The organism is Clostridium sp., from assembly GCF_036646415.1.
Lineage (GTDB): Bacteria > Bacillota > Clostridia > Clostridiales > Clostridiaceae > Clostridium_J.
Genome location: NZ_JAVXMF010000015.1, coordinates 43,104 through 60,140, shown reverse-complemented (window position 1 = coordinate 60,140; position 17,037 = coordinate 43,104). Strand labels below are relative to the sequence as shown.

At 31.3% G+C, this 17,037-nt stretch carries 18 protein-coding genes; all 18 read right to left on the bottom strand.

Going from position 1 to position 17,037, the window contains the following annotated elements; translation table 11 throughout:
* Positions 1-63: 63 nt before the first annotated feature.
* The gene (gene spo0A / locus RSD37_RS11160) at positions 64-894 is read right to left on the bottom strand and encodes a sporulation transcription factor Spo0A (RefSeq protein WP_346946818.1); all 831 of its coding nucleotides are present in this window, start codon (positions 892-894) and stop codon (positions 64-66) included.
* 270 nt (positions 895-1,164) lie between these two features.
* Positions 1,165-2,307, bottom strand: coding sequence for a SpoIVB peptidase (gene spoIVB, locus RSD37_RS11155; protein ID WP_346946817.1), 1,143 nt, complete (start codon positions 2,305-2,307; stop codon positions 1,165-1,167).
* Between the two features lie 197 nt (positions 2,308-2,504).
* Positions 2,505-4,202, bottom strand: a complete 1,698-nt coding sequence (recN, locus tag RSD37_RS11150) for a DNA repair protein RecN (RefSeq protein ID WP_346946816.1) — start codon at positions 4,200-4,202, stop codon at positions 2,505-2,507.
* Positions 4,203-4,218: 16 nt separating this feature from the next.
* Positions 4,219-4,668 carry an arginine repressor gene (locus RSD37_RS11145; protein ID WP_346946815.1) on the bottom strand — a complete coding sequence of 150 codons (450 nt, stop codon included), beginning with the start codon at positions 4,666-4,668 and terminating at the stop codon, positions 4,219-4,221.
* A complete protein-coding gene (locus RSD37_RS11140; protein ID WP_346946814.1) occupies positions 4,649-5,518 on the bottom strand; it encodes an NAD(+)/NADH kinase in 870 nt (289 codons plus the stop codon). Before RSD37_RS11140 ends, RSD37_RS11145 begins: the two co-directional genes overlap by 20 nt.
* A complete protein-coding gene (locus RSD37_RS11135; protein WP_346946813.1) occupies positions 5,515-6,339 on the bottom strand; it encodes a TlyA family RNA methyltransferase in 825 nt (274 codons plus the stop codon). Before RSD37_RS11135 ends, RSD37_RS11140 begins: the two co-directional genes overlap by 4 nt.
* 9 nt (positions 6,340-6,348) lie before the next feature.
* Positions 6,349-8,220 (bottom strand): 1-deoxy-D-xylulose-5-phosphate synthase, encoded by a 1,872-nt coding sequence (dxs, locus tag RSD37_RS11130; RefSeq protein WP_346946812.1) that lies wholly within the window; start codon positions 8,218-8,220, stop codon positions 6,349-6,351.
* Between the two features lie 11 nt (positions 8,221-8,231).
* A complete protein-coding gene (locus RSD37_RS11125; protein WP_346946811.1) occupies positions 8,232-8,810 on the bottom strand; it encodes a CNNM domain-containing protein in 579 nt (192 codons plus the stop codon).
* A 717-nt stretch (positions 8,811-9,527) separates the two neighbouring features.
* Positions 9,528-10,394, bottom strand: a complete 867-nt coding sequence (locus RSD37_RS11120) for a polyprenyl synthetase family protein (RefSeq protein ID WP_346946810.1) — start codon at positions 10,392-10,394, stop codon at positions 9,528-9,530.
* Between the two features lie 27 nt (positions 10,395-10,421).
* Complete coding sequence (locus tag RSD37_RS11115; RefSeq protein ID WP_346946809.1) at positions 10,422-10,634, bottom strand: exodeoxyribonuclease VII small subunit; 213 nt, start codon at positions 10,632-10,634, stop codon at positions 10,422-10,424.
* A 1-nt stretch (position 10,635) separates the two neighbouring features.
* Positions 10,636-11,838, bottom strand: coding sequence for an exodeoxyribonuclease VII large subunit (gene xseA / locus RSD37_RS11110; protein WP_346946808.1), 1,203 nt, complete (start codon positions 11,836-11,838; stop codon positions 10,636-10,638).
* Entirely contained in the window at positions 11,831-12,676 is an 846-nt protein-coding gene (locus tag RSD37_RS11105) for a tetrahydrofolate dehydrogenase/cyclohydrolase catalytic domain-containing protein (RefSeq protein WP_346946807.1), read from the bottom strand. The genes xseA and RSD37_RS11105 overlap by 8 nt, the downstream gene beginning before the upstream one ends.
* A 9-nt stretch (positions 12,677-12,685) precedes the next feature.
* Positions 12,686-13,087: a transcription antitermination factor NusB gene (gene nusB / locus RSD37_RS11100; RefSeq protein WP_346946806.1), complete on the bottom strand. Its 402-nt coding sequence runs from the start codon at positions 13,085-13,087 to the stop codon at positions 12,686-12,688.
* A 289-nt stretch (positions 13,088-13,376) separates the two neighbouring features.
* A complete protein-coding gene (locus tag RSD37_RS11095) occupies positions 13,377-13,775 on the bottom strand; it encodes an Asp23/Gls24 family envelope stress response protein (RefSeq protein ID WP_346946805.1) in 399 nt (132 codons plus the stop codon).
* Between the two features lie 182 nt (positions 13,776-13,957).
* Positions 13,958-14,446 carry a SpoIIIAH-like family protein gene (locus RSD37_RS11090; RefSeq protein ID WP_346946804.1) on the bottom strand — a complete coding sequence of 163 codons (489 nt, stop codon included), beginning with the start codon at positions 14,444-14,446 and terminating at the stop codon, positions 13,958-13,960.
* Between the two features lie 41 nt (positions 14,447-14,487).
* Positions 14,488-15,192 (bottom strand): stage III sporulation protein AG, encoded by a 705-nt coding sequence (spoIIIAG, locus tag RSD37_RS11085; RefSeq protein WP_346946803.1) that lies wholly within the window; start codon positions 15,190-15,192, stop codon positions 14,488-14,490.
* Between the two features lie 48 nt (positions 15,193-15,240).
* Positions 15,241-15,831, bottom strand: coding sequence for a stage III sporulation protein AF (gene spoIIIAF / locus RSD37_RS11080; protein WP_346946802.1), 591 nt, complete (start codon positions 15,829-15,831; stop codon positions 15,241-15,243).
* 46 nt (positions 15,832-15,877) lie between these two features.
* Positions 15,878-17,029: a stage III sporulation protein AE gene (spoIIIAE, locus tag RSD37_RS11075; RefSeq protein WP_346946801.1), complete on the bottom strand. Its 1,152-nt coding sequence runs from the start codon at positions 17,027-17,029 to the stop codon at positions 15,878-15,880.
* Between the last annotated feature and the right edge of the window lie 8 nt (positions 17,030-17,037).

The window sequence follows — 17,037 nt, the reverse complement described above, 5'->3', positions numbered from 1 at the left end:
CTTAAAATCTATTATATATATTTTGTTGTTATAAAATAATTTAACTAATTTATTATAATTATATTAGCTTACTTTATTTTTAAGTCTTAGCTTGTCTGCTACCATCGCGATAAATTCACTATTAGTTGGCTTACCTTTTTCATTGTGAATAGTATAGCCAAATAGTTTGTTGATAGTATCAACTTGTCCTCTACTCCATGCTACTTCTATTGCATGTCTTATAGCTCTTTCAACTCTACTAGCAGTAGTATTATACTTCTTAGCAATAGCTGGATATAATTCTTTAGTTACCGCTGATAATAATTCAATATCATTAACAACTAATGTAATTGCCTCTCTTAAATACATATATCCTTTAATATGGGCAGGCACACCTATTTCATGAATTATACTAGTAATTTCTCCCGCTAAATCTAAAGTTACATTATTAGATCTTGTTTTAACATCTAACATTGATGTTGATTGATTATTTTGTGGAACCGAATTTCTTCTAACTGAATCACTTGCAATTGTACTATTAAACATATCCCTTATTCTATTTGATAAAACATCCATATCAAAAGGCTTAACCACATAGTAATCCGCACCTAATGAAATAGCTCTTTGAGTTATTTTATCTTGTCCAACTGCAGATAATATAATTATCCTCGGCATTGGATTTAAATTCATCGTATTTAATCTTTCAAGTACTCCAAGTCCATCTAAATGCGGCATTATAATATCAAGTACAACTAAATCTGGCTTAGAATGTTCTATCAGCTCTAGAACTTCTATTCCGTCTTTTGCTACCCCCACCACATTTATATCCTTCTGACTTAAAAAATAATCACTTAAAATATTGCAAAACTCCTTATTATCATCTGCAATTAGCACATTAATGCTTTTTTGCTCCATGTTACAACTCCCCTTCTTGTAATTTTTTCCATATTGTATATATATATATTTTCGACAAAAACAATAAAACTCCTTCTTATCTTATAAAAAAAAATATTTTTTTTTATAATTCACCCTTTTCTATATTATACCATTAATTTATGTCAAATATAAACACTATACTATATAAATTTATAATAAAGTGTTTATATTATATTTATAATTTTTATTTTTATATTCCCTAAGAAATTTTTACATTTTTTTCACAATAACTTCTTATTACTTTATTATTTATTTTATTTCATCAATCATCCAATCCATATAAATTCCATATCCTGTATCAGGTTTATTTACAAGAACATGTGTAACAGCTCCTACTATTTTATTGTTTTGTATTATAGGACTTCCACTCATTCCTTGAATAATTCCCCCGGTTTTTTCAAGACATACTGGATCAGTAACTTTTATAATCATACTTTTGCCGTCAGGTTCACTTTGATTTAAAAGTTTTTCTATAACTATATCAAATAGTTCAGGTTCTTTACCATCTATAGTTGTTAAAATCTGCGCTTTCCCTACTTTTATTTCATCTTTAAATCCAACTTTCATAGGTTGATTAAAATTACTACTTATAAGATTATCATTTCCTTCTCCAAATATACCGCAAGAAGTATTGGTTTTAATGCTACCTAACAATACATTATCTTCTGTGAAAATTCCCCTTAACTCTCCAGGATTTCCTTTTGCTCCTTTTCTTACTGATACAATATTAGAATTCACAATTTCACCTTTTCCTACAGACATAATTGTACTAGTATCTATATCTGTAATAGGATGTCCCAATGCCCCAAACTTTCCACTTTCCTTGTGATAAAACGTTAATGTTCCAACTCCAGCTACGGAATCTCTAACCCAAAGTCCTATTTTGTAATTTTCATCATTTTTGCTAACTATTGGATTTATTATAAAATCCATTTCTTTACCTTTTCTATTAACTGTAATCTTTATTTTTTCCCCATTAGCTCTATTAACATAAGTGGCTATATCCTCCGCCTTTTTTATGTCATCACCATTAATCTTCATTATACTGTCACCAATTGCTATTCCAGCAACGGCGGCTGGACTTTGAATCTTGTCACCTTCAATTTCAATATCTGATAAAGCAATGACTAGAGCTCCTTTTGTATTTATCTTTATCCCAAGAGGTTTTCCTCCAGGATAGACCATAATATCAGAGGTTTTAGCATAATCTGTTTTTCCAACTTTTACGATTTTCGAAAAATTAACTTTAGCATTCATGGAACTTGAGTAATTATTTATTGAAGGTACTGCTTCACCATGATATCTATACAAAACTTCATTATAGCAGTTTATAGCTACAAAGATGAATACTGTAGTAAATATCAAACATAAAATATTACTAAACTTTTTCATAATGCTTTACCTCCTATTAAGAATGTTTAACTTTAATTTTCCCCCATGAAGTTTTTTTATGTTAGAGTTCTTTTTCATTTAAACCCAAAAAACTTTGTTACTAGAATTTTTTACAATAGAATAAAACACTATAAACTATAGTTATAATAGTTTATAGTGTTTTACATTTTTATATTATATATTCACTAATAGTTTTTTTATTTTCTTAATATTTTTTTTATTTCATAAGCTTTTAAAATCATTTCTCTAGCATTCTGAAGAGTTATTGACGTAACCTCACTTCCACCAATTATTCTAGCCACTTCATATTCTACTTCTTCAGACTTCAACTTTTTAACTTCTGTAAATGTGGTAACATCAGTACTATTTTTCTCTATTAAATAATTTGAATCTGCTAAAGCTGCAATTTGAGGTAAATGTGTTATACAAAATACTTGGTGATTTTCTGATATAAGTACCATTTTTTCTCCAACTCTTTGAGCTATTCTTCCACTTATTCCTGTATCTACTTCGTCAAATATAACTGAAGGAATATGATCCTTATCTACAAATACAGTTTTAAGAGCTAGCATAATTCTTGATAATTCTCCACCTGAAACTACTTCCTCTAAAGGCTGTAATGGCTGTCCAGGGTTAGTTGAAATATTAAACTGAATTCTATCTCTTCCCTTTGGTGTTAAATTTTCTGTATATACAACATCAATTCTAAAGGTACTCTTTTCAAGTCCTATATAATCTAATTCTTTCTTAATCTCTCTTTGAAGATCAGCACTTATACTTATTCTTATATTATGAATATCCTCAGAAATTTTTATTAACTCTTCATATAAATCTTGTTTTTCTTTTAAAAATTTTTCTATTATTTCTCCACTATTTACAAGTTCATAATATTGTTCTTCCATAGAATTTCTATAATTTATTACATCTTCTAATCTAGGACCATACTTCTTCTTACAGCTAGATAGTTGATACATTCTAGAATTTATAAATTCTAGTTCTCCCATATCATAATCTGTATTTTCTTTTAAGTCACTGATAGTACTAATATTATCTTCTAGAGAATAATAGCTTTCTTCTAATGAAGAAACTACACTCTTTACTTCTTCATGATGGATTTCAATTGACTTTAGTTCTCTAATCACATACATAAGAGAATCTATAATAGAGACCCTACTCTCCTCATTATCTTTAAGTAATCCATAACTTTTTTCTAAAGCCTTTTTTATTTTTTCACCATTAGATAGTAAATTAAACTTCTTAGATAACTCATCATCCTCACCTATCTTAGGTTTTATACTATTAATCTCATCTATTTGGAATTTAAGGAAATCTATCTTTTTCTCTCTTTCCCCATCATTACCCTGTAGATTATTTATTTTCTTTTCAATTTCGCCATACTTTGTGTAGTATTGCTCATATTCTAACAGCTTATCCCCTAGTTCTTCTTGACCAAATGAATCCACATAGTTGATATGCTTTGAACTATCTAATAAATTTTGATTTTCATGTTGTCCATGAATATCTATTATGGTTTCACTTACCAACTTTACCTTAGCTAGTAGTAAAGATTTATTATTAACCTTTGCAATGGTTTTTCCCGAATGAAAACTCTCTCTACTTAGTATTACTATTCCTTCATCATTTATATCAAGTTCTTTTAATACATCCCTGGTTTTTTGATTTTCAATAGAAAAAACTGCTTCTACAACAGTCTTATCTTCTCCTACTCTTATCAGATTTTTATTAAATTTCCCTCCCAGTACGAAGTTAATAGCATCAATTAAAATGGATTTACCTGCTCCAGTTTCTCCCGATAATACGTTGAAACCTTTAGAAAAATCTATAGAAAGATTTTCTATTAAAGCAAAGTTCATGATATTTAGTTGTAAAAGCATTCCTATCATTCCTCATCTATTTAATTAATTTTTGTATCTCAATTCTTAACTCTTCAGCCTTTTCCTCAGTTCGTACAACTACAAACATAGTATTATCACCAGCAATAGTTCCAGCTACCCCCTCTAAATTGAAGGAATCAATAGCTTCTGCAGCCACAGAGGCTGATGCAGAAATCGTCTTTATAATCAACATCGTTCCAACTCGTTCTATAGATATTGCAGTATTTGAAAATATATATGATAGAGCATTAACGCTTGAGTTTTTATTAGCACTAACCTGAGCATACTTATATTTTCCTGTATGTGATAATGTTTTTATAAGGTTTAATTCTTTTATATCTCTAGATACAGTTGCTTGAGTTACATTTATATTTTGAGCTTTTAATCTATCGGCTAAATCATCTTGTGTTTCAATATCTTGATTTTTTATTATATCCAATATAATACTATGGCGATTTTCTTTCATCAATTTTCTCCTCACAATCCATAGATCTTGAAATTATTTTTTTTCTTAATATTTTAAAGTAGTCATAATCTTTAAATTGAATCATTTTACATTTTTCTTCTATAGATTCAATTATTAGCTCATTATACTTATCAGACTCTAGCTCTAGATGACCATCACAGGTCAAGAATACGTTATCTTCATTGGTATTTAATCTGATTTTTATCTTACTATGTGCATCTAAAATAATAGGTCCAACGCCATTTGATATTGGACAAATAGGAGTTAAACTAATTAAATTTACTGTTGGGTATACAATAGGTCCTCCTGCAGATAGTGAATATGCTGTAGAACCTGTAGGTGTTGATACAATTAGTCCGTCTGCCTTATAGCTTATGTAAAAACTATCGTCTATAAATATGTCATAGGTTATCATTCTGCTTAATGTTCCTTTTGTTATAACCACATCATTTAATGCTACATGAACATTTTCGCTTTTTTTCCCTGGTACTGTAACTTGAATCATCATTCTTTCCATAACTTTAAATTGATTATTTTTAATCATCTTTAAAGCACTTTTAAAGTCACTTAAGTCTACACTAGCTAAGAACCCTAAGTGACCTATATTAACTCCGATAATCGGCAAATCAAACTTATATACCTTTCTTGCCGCTCTTAAAATAGTTCCATCTCCACCTAAAGTAACCAATAGGTCTAATGACCTATTTTCTTCACATTCTAGACCTTCTCCATCCATGAATACGTATAACTCACAGTTAGGTAACTCCTCTTTTATGGAGTTACACACATAATTTAATTTATTCTGATCCTTATCTTTAGAAGTGTTGATGTTGATACCTATTTTTTTCATATATCCTCCAAATTAAGCTTCTCGTGAGCATCTCTTACAATACTTGCTACATTACTACTATTAAAGTTGCTTATTTTTGTAAAATCTTTCGTAAAATTAACCAGGTATTCTATATTTCCATTAGGGCCTTTAATCCCTGAGTAAGCTATGTTTATCACATTGATTTCAGTTTCCTTTAATAAGGTAATTAGGTTTAAGATAACTTCTTCATGAATCTTAATACTTTTTACTACACCTTTTTTAGAAACCTTTCCTCTTCCTGCTTCAAACTGAGGTTTTATAAGTGCTACCACTTCCCCTTTATCTTTTAAAAGTGGAATCACATGTGGTATAACCTTGTCTAAGGAAATAAATGATACATCTATACATGCAAAATCACATTTCTCTCCAATTTCATCTATGGTAATACCCCTTATATTAGTTCCCTCCATTGAAACAACTCGTTCATCATTTTTTAGTTTCTCTGCCAACTGATTTCTTCCTACATCTATTGCATATACCTTTTTAGCACCTGAAGTAAGCATACATTCTGTAAATCCCCCAGTTGAAGCTCCTATATCTAAGCAGATAAGCCCTTGAAGATTTATTTCAAAATCTTTAAGGGCCTTTTCAAGTTTAAGACCACCTCTACTAACATATGGAATTTTTTCTCCACGCATCTCAATTTGTGAAAATTCGCTAACCTTAAGACCACATTTTCGCTCTTCTCTGCCATTTACGTATATCTTACCAGTTAAAATATACTCTCTAGCCTTTTCACGAGAGACCGATAAATTTTTCTTCACTACTAATAAATCTAATCTAATTTTTTCTTCTGACATATCTGCTCCTTAGTTCAATAAGTCTAATATACTATTGCATATTCCTTCTGGATCTAATTTGTTAATTTTATATAATATATCTACATTACCATGCTGAATAAATTTATCTCTAAATCCTAAAGTTAGGACTTGTTTCTTTATAAGTTTCTCACTATTTAGGTATTGAATAACCTCACTACCTAAACCTCCTGATATTACATTGTCTTCAATGGTTACAATAGAATATCCCTCTTCCACTAGTTCTTTAATTAAAATTTTATCTATAGGTTTTACAAAGCATCCATTTACTATGGTACACTCTATATTTTTTTCAATTAGAAGTTCTTTAGCTAAAACTGCATTTTGTACCATTTTACCAACTGCAATGATTGCTATTTTCCCTACTTTTCTACCTATAACTTCCCATCTTCCTTTTCTAAAGAAGGTCATTGGTGAAAGTTTAACATTTGCTAAATCTCCACCTCTAGGATATCTAATAGCTATAGGATAATTTTGGGTAACTGCAAACTGAAGCATATATCTCAATTCCTCGGTACACTTAGGACTCATAACCGTCATATCTGGTATATGGGTTAAGTATGATAAATCAAATACACCCTGATGAGTTTCTCCATCCTGCCCTACAATACCTGCTCTATCTATAGCTATTACTACAGGTAATTTTTGAATTGCAACATCGTGAAGCACCTGATCATATGCTCTCTGTAAAAAGGTTGAATACACTGCAAATACAGGTCTTAACCCTTGAGATGCCATTCCAGCTGACATTGTCACCGCATGTTGCTCTGCTATACCCACATCAAAAAATCGTTCTGGGAATATTTTAGAGAATTCTTCAAGTCCTGTTCCTTCTGGCATTGCAGCCGTAACCGCAACAATTTTTTTATTTTTTTCTGCAAGTTTAATCATGGTTTCTCCAAATACCTTTGAATAGGATTTTCCACCATTGGATGAAGGCTTTCCATTTTCGCAATTAAAGGGACCTACACCATGAAACTTATTTGGAAATTGTTCTGCATATGCATACCCCTTTCCCTTTTGGGTTATGACATGAATAAGCACAGGACCTTCAACCTGTTGAGCCTTCTTTAAGGTCTTACTCATTTCTTTAATATTATGCCCATCTATAGGACCATAATACTTTATACCCATGTTTTCAAAAAGCATGCCAGGAACCATTAATTGCTTTACAGAGTCTTTCACCTTATTTATTGAATAAACCATACTCTTGCCAACCTTAGGTATTTTCTCCAATGTGGCATTAACATCACTCTTAACCTTATTGTAAGTTATCCCCATTCTTATATCATTAAGATATGTTGACATTCCTCCTACATTAGGTGAAATGGACATTTGATTATCATTTAAAACAACTATCATTTTGGTTTTATTATCCCCTATGTCATTTAATGCCTCAAAAGCCATTCCACCAGTAAGTGCTCCATCTCCAATTACCGCAATAACATCGTGTTTCTCATTTTTTAAATCCCTAGCTCTTGCCATTCCTGATGCTGCCGATATGGATGTACTACTATGACCTGTATTAAACATGTCATATTTACTTTCCTCAATCTTTGGAAATCCACTAAGTCCCTTATATTCTCTTAAGGTGTCAAACCTATCTTTACGTCCTGTTAAAATTTTATGAACATAACTCTGGTGTCCGACATCCCATACAATTTTATCCTTATTAAAATCAAACACATTAAATAAACTTAAGGTAAGCTCTACAACTCCCAAATTAGATGCTAGGTGTCCACCGGTTTTGGATACCTGATCAATTAGAAATTGTCTTATTTCTTCTGCAAACTCCTCAAGCTCATCTAGTTTCATATCTTTTATTTTATTGAAATCTTCATATTTATCTAAATATATTGACATTATCTTTACCCTCATTTTATAAAATATACTATTTTCGCAACTGTATATAATATCTTATTGCTATTTGTAATCGCAAATTTCTTACCTATAGCTTTACCACCAACAGTGGCTCCTGCTATCATTGCACTAATACCTGCCGCTATTAGAATTTCATTTCTATTCTGATAAACTTGTAACACCTTTGCTACTATTACTACACCAACGGATCCACTTATAATACCGCAAACATCTCCTACAACATCATTACAAAAATTTGAAACCTTACTAGCATTTCTTATCATCTTTACTGCTACTTTTGCTGCCTTTACTTTTTTAGCAGCCATTGCATGAAAAGGAACTTCATTTGCCGCTGTTACTGCTGTTCCTATTATATCAAAAATAACACCCAAAAAAATAATCAACACTAATATAATAAAGGCCAAAGAAGCATCGACCTTTGGAAGTGTAGATTCTGATAAAAGTGAAGCAGTTCCACTAATAATTATAGTATACATTGTAATTTTAGCTGTCCATAATGCTTCTTTCCTATTCTTTTTTTTATTATCTCTATTTTTGCTTTTTTTATTACGCCTACTACTATCGCTTTCCAATTTAGCCCTCCAAAAATAAATAAAAGGTGGTAACATACTAAGTAAAATTTGCGGCTTAGGTCTAGCAGGATTTCCCATAGAATAATCAAAATGTCGCCATTTTTGACGGTTTCCCTTTAATGTTCTATCTGTAGTGTTTCCACTTACAGGGCTAGATTACCACTTAGTCCACACTGCAATCCTTAATATGCCTCACACGGAACAGTCTAGGAGATTTCCTCAGCAGTTAGGTACCCCCTTATCCTCTTTTGCAACATAGGTTTCAGTGAGCAATAGCCCCATTACCCTGGCCAGGATAACAAGATTTGTTCTCACCTCTCCCCACCTCACTCAAGGCAGGCTACTCTGCACATAGCTCGTTTACCACGATGCAGGTTTAATCCATTGCCGTACCTTGGGTATTTCTCCCAAAGCACATACAGTGGTCTCCACGGTGGTAGGGTCGGTATCGCATGCCTTTGCGGCCGCCCCACAACCTTACTCCCAGCACAAGCCCACAACTGGGCGTTACAAGCCAGCACAAGGAACTTCATCGATGTGCCCTTCAACGGATTTTTAGCCCCGTCCTCAAAAGTACTTACCTGACTAGAATACTGCACCACCTTATTAATCCAATTATAGCATAACTACAATAAATTTAAAATTTATTTTTTGTGAATTTATTTATGTTATTATATATAATATATCATTAACAATTTATTATATATATCTTTAATTTTAATAACTTCTTTCTAGTAGAAACTTAGTAATATACTTAAGTTCTGTTGTATCCTTACTAATCTTCCCTAACAAGTTGTAACATTCTTCAGTTATATTGTTACATAATTCTTTACATTTGCTAATTCCATACATACTAATAAAGTTAGTCTTATTATTATCGCCATCACTTTGTGACTTTCCAAGCAATTTAGAATCACCTTCTACATCTAATATATCATCCTTAATTTGGAATGCAAGCCCGAGATTTTCTCCGAAATTTCTAAGGTTATCTATGTCTTCCTCACAAGCTCCTCCAATAATAGCACCTGCTACTATGGATGCAGTAATCAATTGTCCAGTTTTATTTTTATGCATATTTAAAAGTGTATCTTTATCTATTTTATGGCCTTCGCTCTTTATATCAATTATCTGCCCTTTTATCATTCCATCTATACCTGAAGACTTAGCAATTATATGACTAGCGTTAATCTTATTTAAATCCCCATTTAAACAATTGCTAAACATAAGATACATAGCCTCATTAAGTAAGCTATCCCCTGCTAATGTCGCCATAGCTTCACCATAAACCTTATGGTTTGTAGGTTTACCTCTTCTTAAATCATCATTATCCATGCATGGGAGATCATCATGAATTAGTGAGTATGTGTGTATCATTTCCATAGCCGCAGCAAAAGGAAGTATTTCCTTTCGTTTCTCACTATACATGTTATGAGTACAAATCATAAGTATTGGTCTTATTCTTTTCCCACCAATCTTAAGACTATAAACAGTTGGTTCTAGCATGGAGTTATCTCCCACATCTTTCCCCTTAAAATAATCTTCAATCCAATTTTCTACTTCTTCTTTATAAACATTTAAATTCATATTAATCCCTCACCAACACAATTAATTTTACTCTTGAAAATCCTCTTCACCTTGTTCTGTAAGTAATTTAATTTTTCCCTCTGCCTGCTGAAGTGCTTTATAAAGTTCACTGTAAAGTCTCATTCCCTCTTCATATTTTGATATGGCATCATCTAAGCTAACTTCTCTATTTTCCATTTCAAGTAATATTTCTTCTAGCTTAATCACTTTACTTTCATAGGTTTCTTTTTTCTTAGCCATATTATTCCTCCACCTGTTCTATTTTAAATAATCCATGTCCATCCTTCATTGTAATCCCTATAATACTATGCTTCTTTAATGATTCTAGTGATTCTATGGATCTATGCTTTTCGTCCTTTATAATTCCATAGCCTTTATCTAGTATATTAAGAGGGTTATTACCTATTAATCTATGGTTAATTATACTTAGTTTATTCTTTTCATCTTGAATCTTAAACTCCATACTAAAGAAAAGCTTACTCCTAAGATTATCAAGTTTATCATATTGATTTACTACATAGTTTTCAGGACTGTATAGCTTTAATTTACTTAGCATTGAATCTAAATTGTTAAATCTATCATTGATGTTATTTCCCATTGAATTAATAAGCTCATCTTTTAAATCACTTAACTTATCCATAAGTCCATCTAAGCTATATACTACAATTTCAGCTGCATGGGATGGAGTCGCTGCTCTTAGATCTGCCACAAAATCTGAAATTGTAAAATCAGTTTCATGTCCAACCCCTGTAATAATAGGAACTTTAGATGAAGCAATTGCTCTCGCTACCACTTCTTCATTAAAAGCCCAAAGTTCTTCTATAGATCCTCCACCACGAGCTAATATTATTACATCCACACCTTCTGCTTTATTTAGTGCTACTATTCCACGAGCTATGTCCCTGCTAGCATTTATGCCCTGAACTAGAGATGGATATACTAAAATATCCACATTTTTATTTCTTCTTGTGGCTACTTTTATTATATCCCTTACTGCTGCTCCTGTAGGAGAAGTAACCACCCCAACTCTTCTTGGCATAGCTGGAATGCTTTTTTTCCTTGAAGTATCAAAGAGCCCCTCTTCTTCAAGTTTTCCTTTTAACATATTAAATGCTAAAAATAGTTCCCCTTCACCTTCAACCTTCATGGTATTGCAATAAAGCTGATAGGTTCCTTCTTTTTCATAGATTGATATATTTCCAGACACTACAACATTCATTCCATCTTTCGGTATAAATATCAAGTCCATAGCCTTGGTTCTAAACATTACACATTTAATCTTTGTAAAGTTGTCCTTTAAAGAAAAATATATATGACCGCTGCTATGAATTTTTACGTTTGATAATTCTCCCTTGATATTGGAATTCTTTAGTATAAAATCATTATCCACAACTTTTTTTATATAACTATTCACTGCTGTTACAGTTAAAATCTTATTATACATTCTTAAGCCAAGCTTCACAGGTATTTTTCATAAGCATAGTTGTTGTCATTGCTCCTACTCCACCAGGCACAGGACTTACGAAATCAGCTTTTGTAATTACATCTTCTAAATCCACATCACCTTTTACTTTACCTTCTACCATAGTTGTTCCCACATCTATAACTATAGCACCATCTTTTACAAAATCCTTAGTTACAAATCCAGGATTTCCAATGGCAGAAACTAAGATATCTGCTTCTTTACAAATACTCTTTATATCAATAGTATTAGAGTGGCATAAAGTTACTGTAGAATTCTCACCAAGTAAAAGATAAGCTGTTGGCTTTCCTACTATATTACTTCTTCCTATAACTACAGTACGCTTCCCTTTAACATCATTTTGTCTTGATTTAATTAATTCAATTACACTTCTCGCAGTGCATGGAATAAAAGATTCCTTACCCTTGTAAAATCTTCCTAAATTAGAATCTGTAAGCCCATCTACATCTTTTTCTCCACTGATAAATTCTACTATTTTATCCTCTTCTAAGTGATTTGGCAATGGTAATTGCAGTATTATTCCGTCTACAGACTTATCTTCATTTAGCTTTTTAATTTCTTCTATAAGGTCTTTTTCTGTTATCTCTGCTGGAAATATTTTTGTTTCATATAATATTCCCAGTTCATGACTAACTTTTCTTTGACCCCTGGTATAAGAAACGGAGCCTCCATCATCTCCAACCATTATGGACACTAATGATGGTGGTCTCTTTCCTTCTTTTACCTTGAGTAATATCATTTCTTTAATTTCTTGTTTATACTTTAATGCTAAATCTTTACCGCTTAATTTTGCGCCCATAAATTACACCTACTTTTTAATAAGATTATTTAAAACACCATTAATAAATGATGGCGCATTATCATCACCATATATTTTAGCAAGTTCAATAGCTTCATTCACTGTAACTTTACTTGGAATCTCTTCTTGAAATAATATTTCATAAGTTGCCATCTTAAGTATTGCAACATTCATCTTTGGCAATCTTTCAATCTTCCATTTAACAAGATACTTTGAAATTGTTTCAGTTATAAGAGTATCATTTTCAGAAACTCCCTTTAAAGTTCTTATCACGTACTCAAAGTCTACATCATCTAATATATCTTCAGTATTCTCACGGAAATTATTAATAATCTCCACGTACTCTTCCTTGTTTATTGACATTTCAAATAATAATTTCGTTGCTATTTCTCTACTTTTTCTTCTATTCATCTATGTAACCTCCATAAAATATCTATTTATTTTCTTATTGTAATTATGTATATTTCTCTTTTATTCTGTTCCAATTACTAACAAATAAGCATTTTGCTTTTACTTATCTATATATATGCATTCAATCATCATTAAGAGTGTATATGTACTCACATGGTTTAACTTTCATATTTTTACATATCATTTTTATAGTATTATCTTAAACTAAAAATTAAAATCCATATTATACATGTTTTTATATATTAATTTTACACATGGAAACACCCTCTTGACCAGAGGGTGTTTAAAATTATTCTATTTCCTCTTCTTTATCTACTTTTGGAAATATAACATTTTGGATATAGATGTTAACTAATGCTACATTTAATCCTGTCATAGTCTCAACAGTATTTTTAACATTGTTTTGCACCTTAATGGACATCTCTGGTATTCTAATACCATACTGTACTGACATATGTAAATCTATAACAGCACTGCCATTATCCATAGTTACTTTAACACCCTTAGATCCACTTTTCTTACCAGTAAACTTCTTACTTATATCTTCTACTAATCCAGCACTCATACCTGCAACACCTTCTATTTCTGATGCTGCAACACCAGCTATTACACCAATAACTTCGTCCGATATTCTTACTATACCAGCGTCTTCCTCTGTAGGAACTTCACTTAATATATTTTCTTCCATAATTCACTACCCCCTTACCAGTGTGATTAATAATATTCATATTATATCAGATAACCTTTTGTTTTACAATTTTTATAATAAATTTATATATTATTTTTATATTGCCCACTTTTAGAAATAATACCCTTATTAAATTAAAAACAGTGGATTTCACTCCACTGTTTTTTAAAGCAAATAATATATTATTTTTCAGCTACTTTTATTTCTATATCTTTAATATCTACTTTACTCATAACAACATCTTTGATTTGTCTAGCTTGTTGGTCTGAAAGTTCACCTTCATGCTTAACAACAATTGTAGCTTTTTCCTTATCTAAAGTACAAAGAGCTTCTTCAAAACCTTGAGCTTTAAGGGCTAATTCGATTTTAACTTCTTTGTCTGATTGAAGTGCTAAATTCTTATATTCATCAGCAGCTTCTGCCTTTTGGTCTTGTGGAGTATTTTCATCATCTAATAAAGATTTTAAAGTTTGTAGAGTTTTTTGTGATGATTGATCACGTTGAAGTCTTGCTTCTGTGAAATAACTTGTGCTAGATGTACTAATTGCACTTCCTTTGTCACTTTTGTCTCCTGTCGCATAAAGTGGTCCATTTACTTGAGTTGCTAAGTAACCCGCAAATAAAATTAGTACTACTAGAGAAGAGATAATTATAGTTTGTTTTTTATTCATTATAGTTCCCCCCGAATTTTTATTTCTATCACATTTATATGCTACTTTTTCATAGGATATACCTGAACTTTATCATCTTGTAGTCCAAATAATTTAGTTACTGCTTGTCGTATTCTAAGTTCTGTAACTGTATCACCTGCTCCCTCTGCTACTACACATATACCAGTTATAGTAGGCTCATAAGTTTTAGTTATAAATGGTTGTTGATTATTTTCACTATTTTTCATTACTACTGTGGTTCCGCCGTTTTCTTGTGTTATATCTCTTTGTCCTCCACTTGTATCCTTCTCATTAGTCACACTTTTAGATGTCTCTTGATTAAATACAGGCACCTGTTCTTGTCCACTTTCAAAATAAATCATTGATGTAGTCTTTCCAACACCTTCAATTTGCTCTAGTATGGATACCAATTCTTTTTCCATTTTCTCTTTATATGCTCTATCCACTGCTGCTGAAGTTGTATTTAATGTATCTTTAGTTTCAGTATTGTCTACATTTGCAACTGCAGTAATTCCATTAGCATTTCCTTTAGAGCTATCATCCTTAGTAAACATACTGCCTACTATAACAAGAAGTACACCTACTAAAAATATTATAAGTAAGTTTGTTAAGAAGCTTGAGTTTAATGATTTCTTTTCTTTAAGCTTCTCTCCTTTGTTTGTAATTAGTTTATCCTCCCCTCCCTTAGCTTCACCTCCTTTGATTTTAAAGATTTCATTAAACACCTTTTTCAAATTGTCTAACACTTTCATCCCCCCACTTTTTTACTTCAATATTAAGTTTCAATCATCTGTTCATTGTGATTTATATACATATATCTTGTCCTCATCAATATCATACCTAGAACTAACAAATTCTTTAACCTCTGCTGTTTTCTTTCCTAATTCTGGATCTTGACTATCTACTTGAATTGAATCTTCTCCTATTTTTATCTTCTTTATTCTTTCTACTGCTCCATCATTAATTCCAATTTCCACTGATTCAATTACAAAGAGGCTCGATTCACTATCATAGGATACTTTTACAGTAGCCTTGTACTTATCCCCTTTAAAATTCCTTTCTAAGTCTGTTACACATTTATTTTCTAAGTTTTTCTTAAAGGTTTCTAACGTACTATTGATATTTGCGTTCCTATAATCTTCATAAGATTTTTCCTCAGTATTATTAAACACATAGCTAGCTGAATCTTCTATGAGCTTATTTATTTGTAAATCTGAATTAAATATCTTTACGATAGGACTTAATATTACTGCAAAAACAATTAACCCCAGTACAAAGTTACAATACTTTTTTAATGAGCCATCTGGTAATATCATTTGAACTGCTGTTGTAAAAAATACAGCCACACAAATGGTAATTATCCAATTTCCTAAAGCTTCAATCATCCTCTCACCCACTTATTTAAAAGATTACTTTTATATTTTTCATTACCTACATAAGAATAAACCCTTTTCCCGTTCCTGCTATTATAGCTATCATTATAAAAAACATTATACTTACACATATTATGCAAGAGCCTAGTAACATTAAAGAATTTCCTGCTGAATCAATAATATCTGCAACCCTTTTATCACTTACAGGTTGTAGTAATGCAGATGTCAGCTTGTACATAAATCCCATAACAAAAATTTTTATTATTGGAAGAAGAATTATTCCAATGATAACTACAACTCCTAACAAACTTACTGAACTCTTTAGAAGTAAAGTATAACTAGCTACTGTTGCAAATGCATCTGATAGAGTTTTTCCTACTACAGGTATAAAACTATCCATTGCAAACTTAGCGGTTTTGGTAGTTACCACATCAAAGCTACTACTAGCAATTCCTCTTATGGTCATAATTCCAACAAAAACCGTAAGAAAAATACCTTGAATCCATAGGGCAATTTTTTTAAGTAAACTTGTTAAGTTCTGAATATTATATTCGTCAGATATGTTATTTACAAAGTCTAGAACAAAACTCATAGAAATTATGGGTATTATTATGGAAGAGTATAGCTTGGTTCCAAGTGTACATGCTCCCATAATTATTGGATCCATAATTAAGGCTTGACTTATACTTCCTACACTTGCCAGTAACATTATTAAAACTGGCATCAGTGCCGCCATAAAGTCACTTATACTATTTATAACCTGTTGAGTCAGCTGAACCCCTAAATAGAAGCCTCTGGCAATTAATATAATCATTACTGAAAAACAAGCGAAGTAAGCTACATTACAAAATTTTTCATTACTAAATGCATTTTCAAGATTATTAAGTAGAGCACAGACTATAGCAATTATAATTAGCTGTCCTATTATCTTGAAAGATGCCACCACTTCTTTAAATAAGTACCCAAGAGCTGACTTGAAAATCTCCTTCTGTCCTAAAGAATCTTGTCCATTTTTCATATAATTTTCCACAAATTCCTTAGGGGACATATTCTTTAACAGGTCATTCTCATTGTCCATGTTACTTATATAATCATATAAACCATTTACCTTCCCCATTTGTTCTTCATCTATATTTATATTGTCACTTCCGTATGCCTTCATAGGCATTAAAAACACGAGAATCATTAAGATAAATATACATTTTTTCATATTTACAC

Excerpts from the sequence above, each read along its gene's own strand:
- dxs (WP_346946812.1), bottom strand. The coding sequence starts at position 8,220 with ATGTCAATATATTTAGATAAATATGAAGATTTCAATAAAATAAAAGAT.
- spoIIIAE (WP_346946801.1), bottom strand. The coding sequence starts at position 17,029 with ATGAAAAAATGTATATTTATCTTAATGATTCTCGTGTTTTTAATGCCT.
- spoIVB (WP_346946817.1), bottom strand. The coding sequence starts at position 2,307 with ATGAAAAAGTTTAGTAATATTTTATGTTTGATATTTACTACAGTATTC.
- RSD37_RS11090 (WP_346946804.1), bottom strand. The coding sequence starts at position 14,446 with ATGAATAAAAAACAAACTATAATTATCTCTTCTCTAGTAGTACTAATT.
- nusB (WP_346946806.1), bottom strand. The coding sequence starts at position 13,087 with ATGAATAGAAGAAAAAGTAGAGAAATAGCAACGAAATTATTATTTGAA.
- spo0A (WP_346946818.1), bottom strand. The coding sequence starts at position 894 with ATGGAGCAAAAAAGCATTAATGTGCTAATTGCAGATGATAATAAGGAG.
- RSD37_RS11145 (WP_346946815.1), bottom strand. The coding sequence starts at position 4,668 with ATGAAAGAAAATCGCCATAGTATTATATTGGATATAATAAAAAATCAA.
- RSD37_RS11105 (WP_346946807.1), bottom strand. The coding sequence starts at position 12,676 with ATGGGCGCAAAATTAAGCGGTAAAGATTTAGCATTAAAGTATAAACAA.
- RSD37_RS11135 (WP_346946813.1), bottom strand. The coding sequence starts at position 6,339 with ATGTCAGAAGAAAAAATTAGATTAGATTTATTAGTAGTGAAGAAAAAT.
- RSD37_RS11120 (WP_346946810.1), bottom strand. The coding sequence starts at position 10,394 with ATGAATTTAAATGTTTATAAAGAAGAAGTAGAAAATTGGATTGAAGAT.
- spoIIIAF (WP_346946802.1), bottom strand. The coding sequence starts at position 15,831 with ATGATTGAAGCTTTAGGAAATTGGATAATTACCATTTGTGTGGCTGTA.
- RSD37_RS11115 (WP_346946809.1), bottom strand. The coding sequence starts at position 10,634 with ATGGCTAAGAAAAAAGAAACCTATGAAAGTAAAGTGATTAAGCTAGAA.
- recN (WP_346946816.1), bottom strand. The coding sequence starts at position 4,202 with ATGCTTTTACAACTAAATATCATGAACTTTGCTTTAATAGAAAATCTT.
- xseA (WP_346946808.1), bottom strand. The coding sequence starts at position 11,838 with ATGTATAATAAGATTTTAACTGTAACAGCAGTGAATAGTTATATAAAA.
- RSD37_RS11095 (WP_346946805.1), bottom strand. The coding sequence starts at position 13,775 with ATGGAAGAAAATATATTAAGTGAAGTTCCTACAGAGGAAGACGCTGGT.
- RSD37_RS11140 (WP_346946814.1), bottom strand. The coding sequence starts at position 5,518 with ATGAAAAAAATAGGTATCAACATCAACACTTCTAAAGATAAGGATCAG.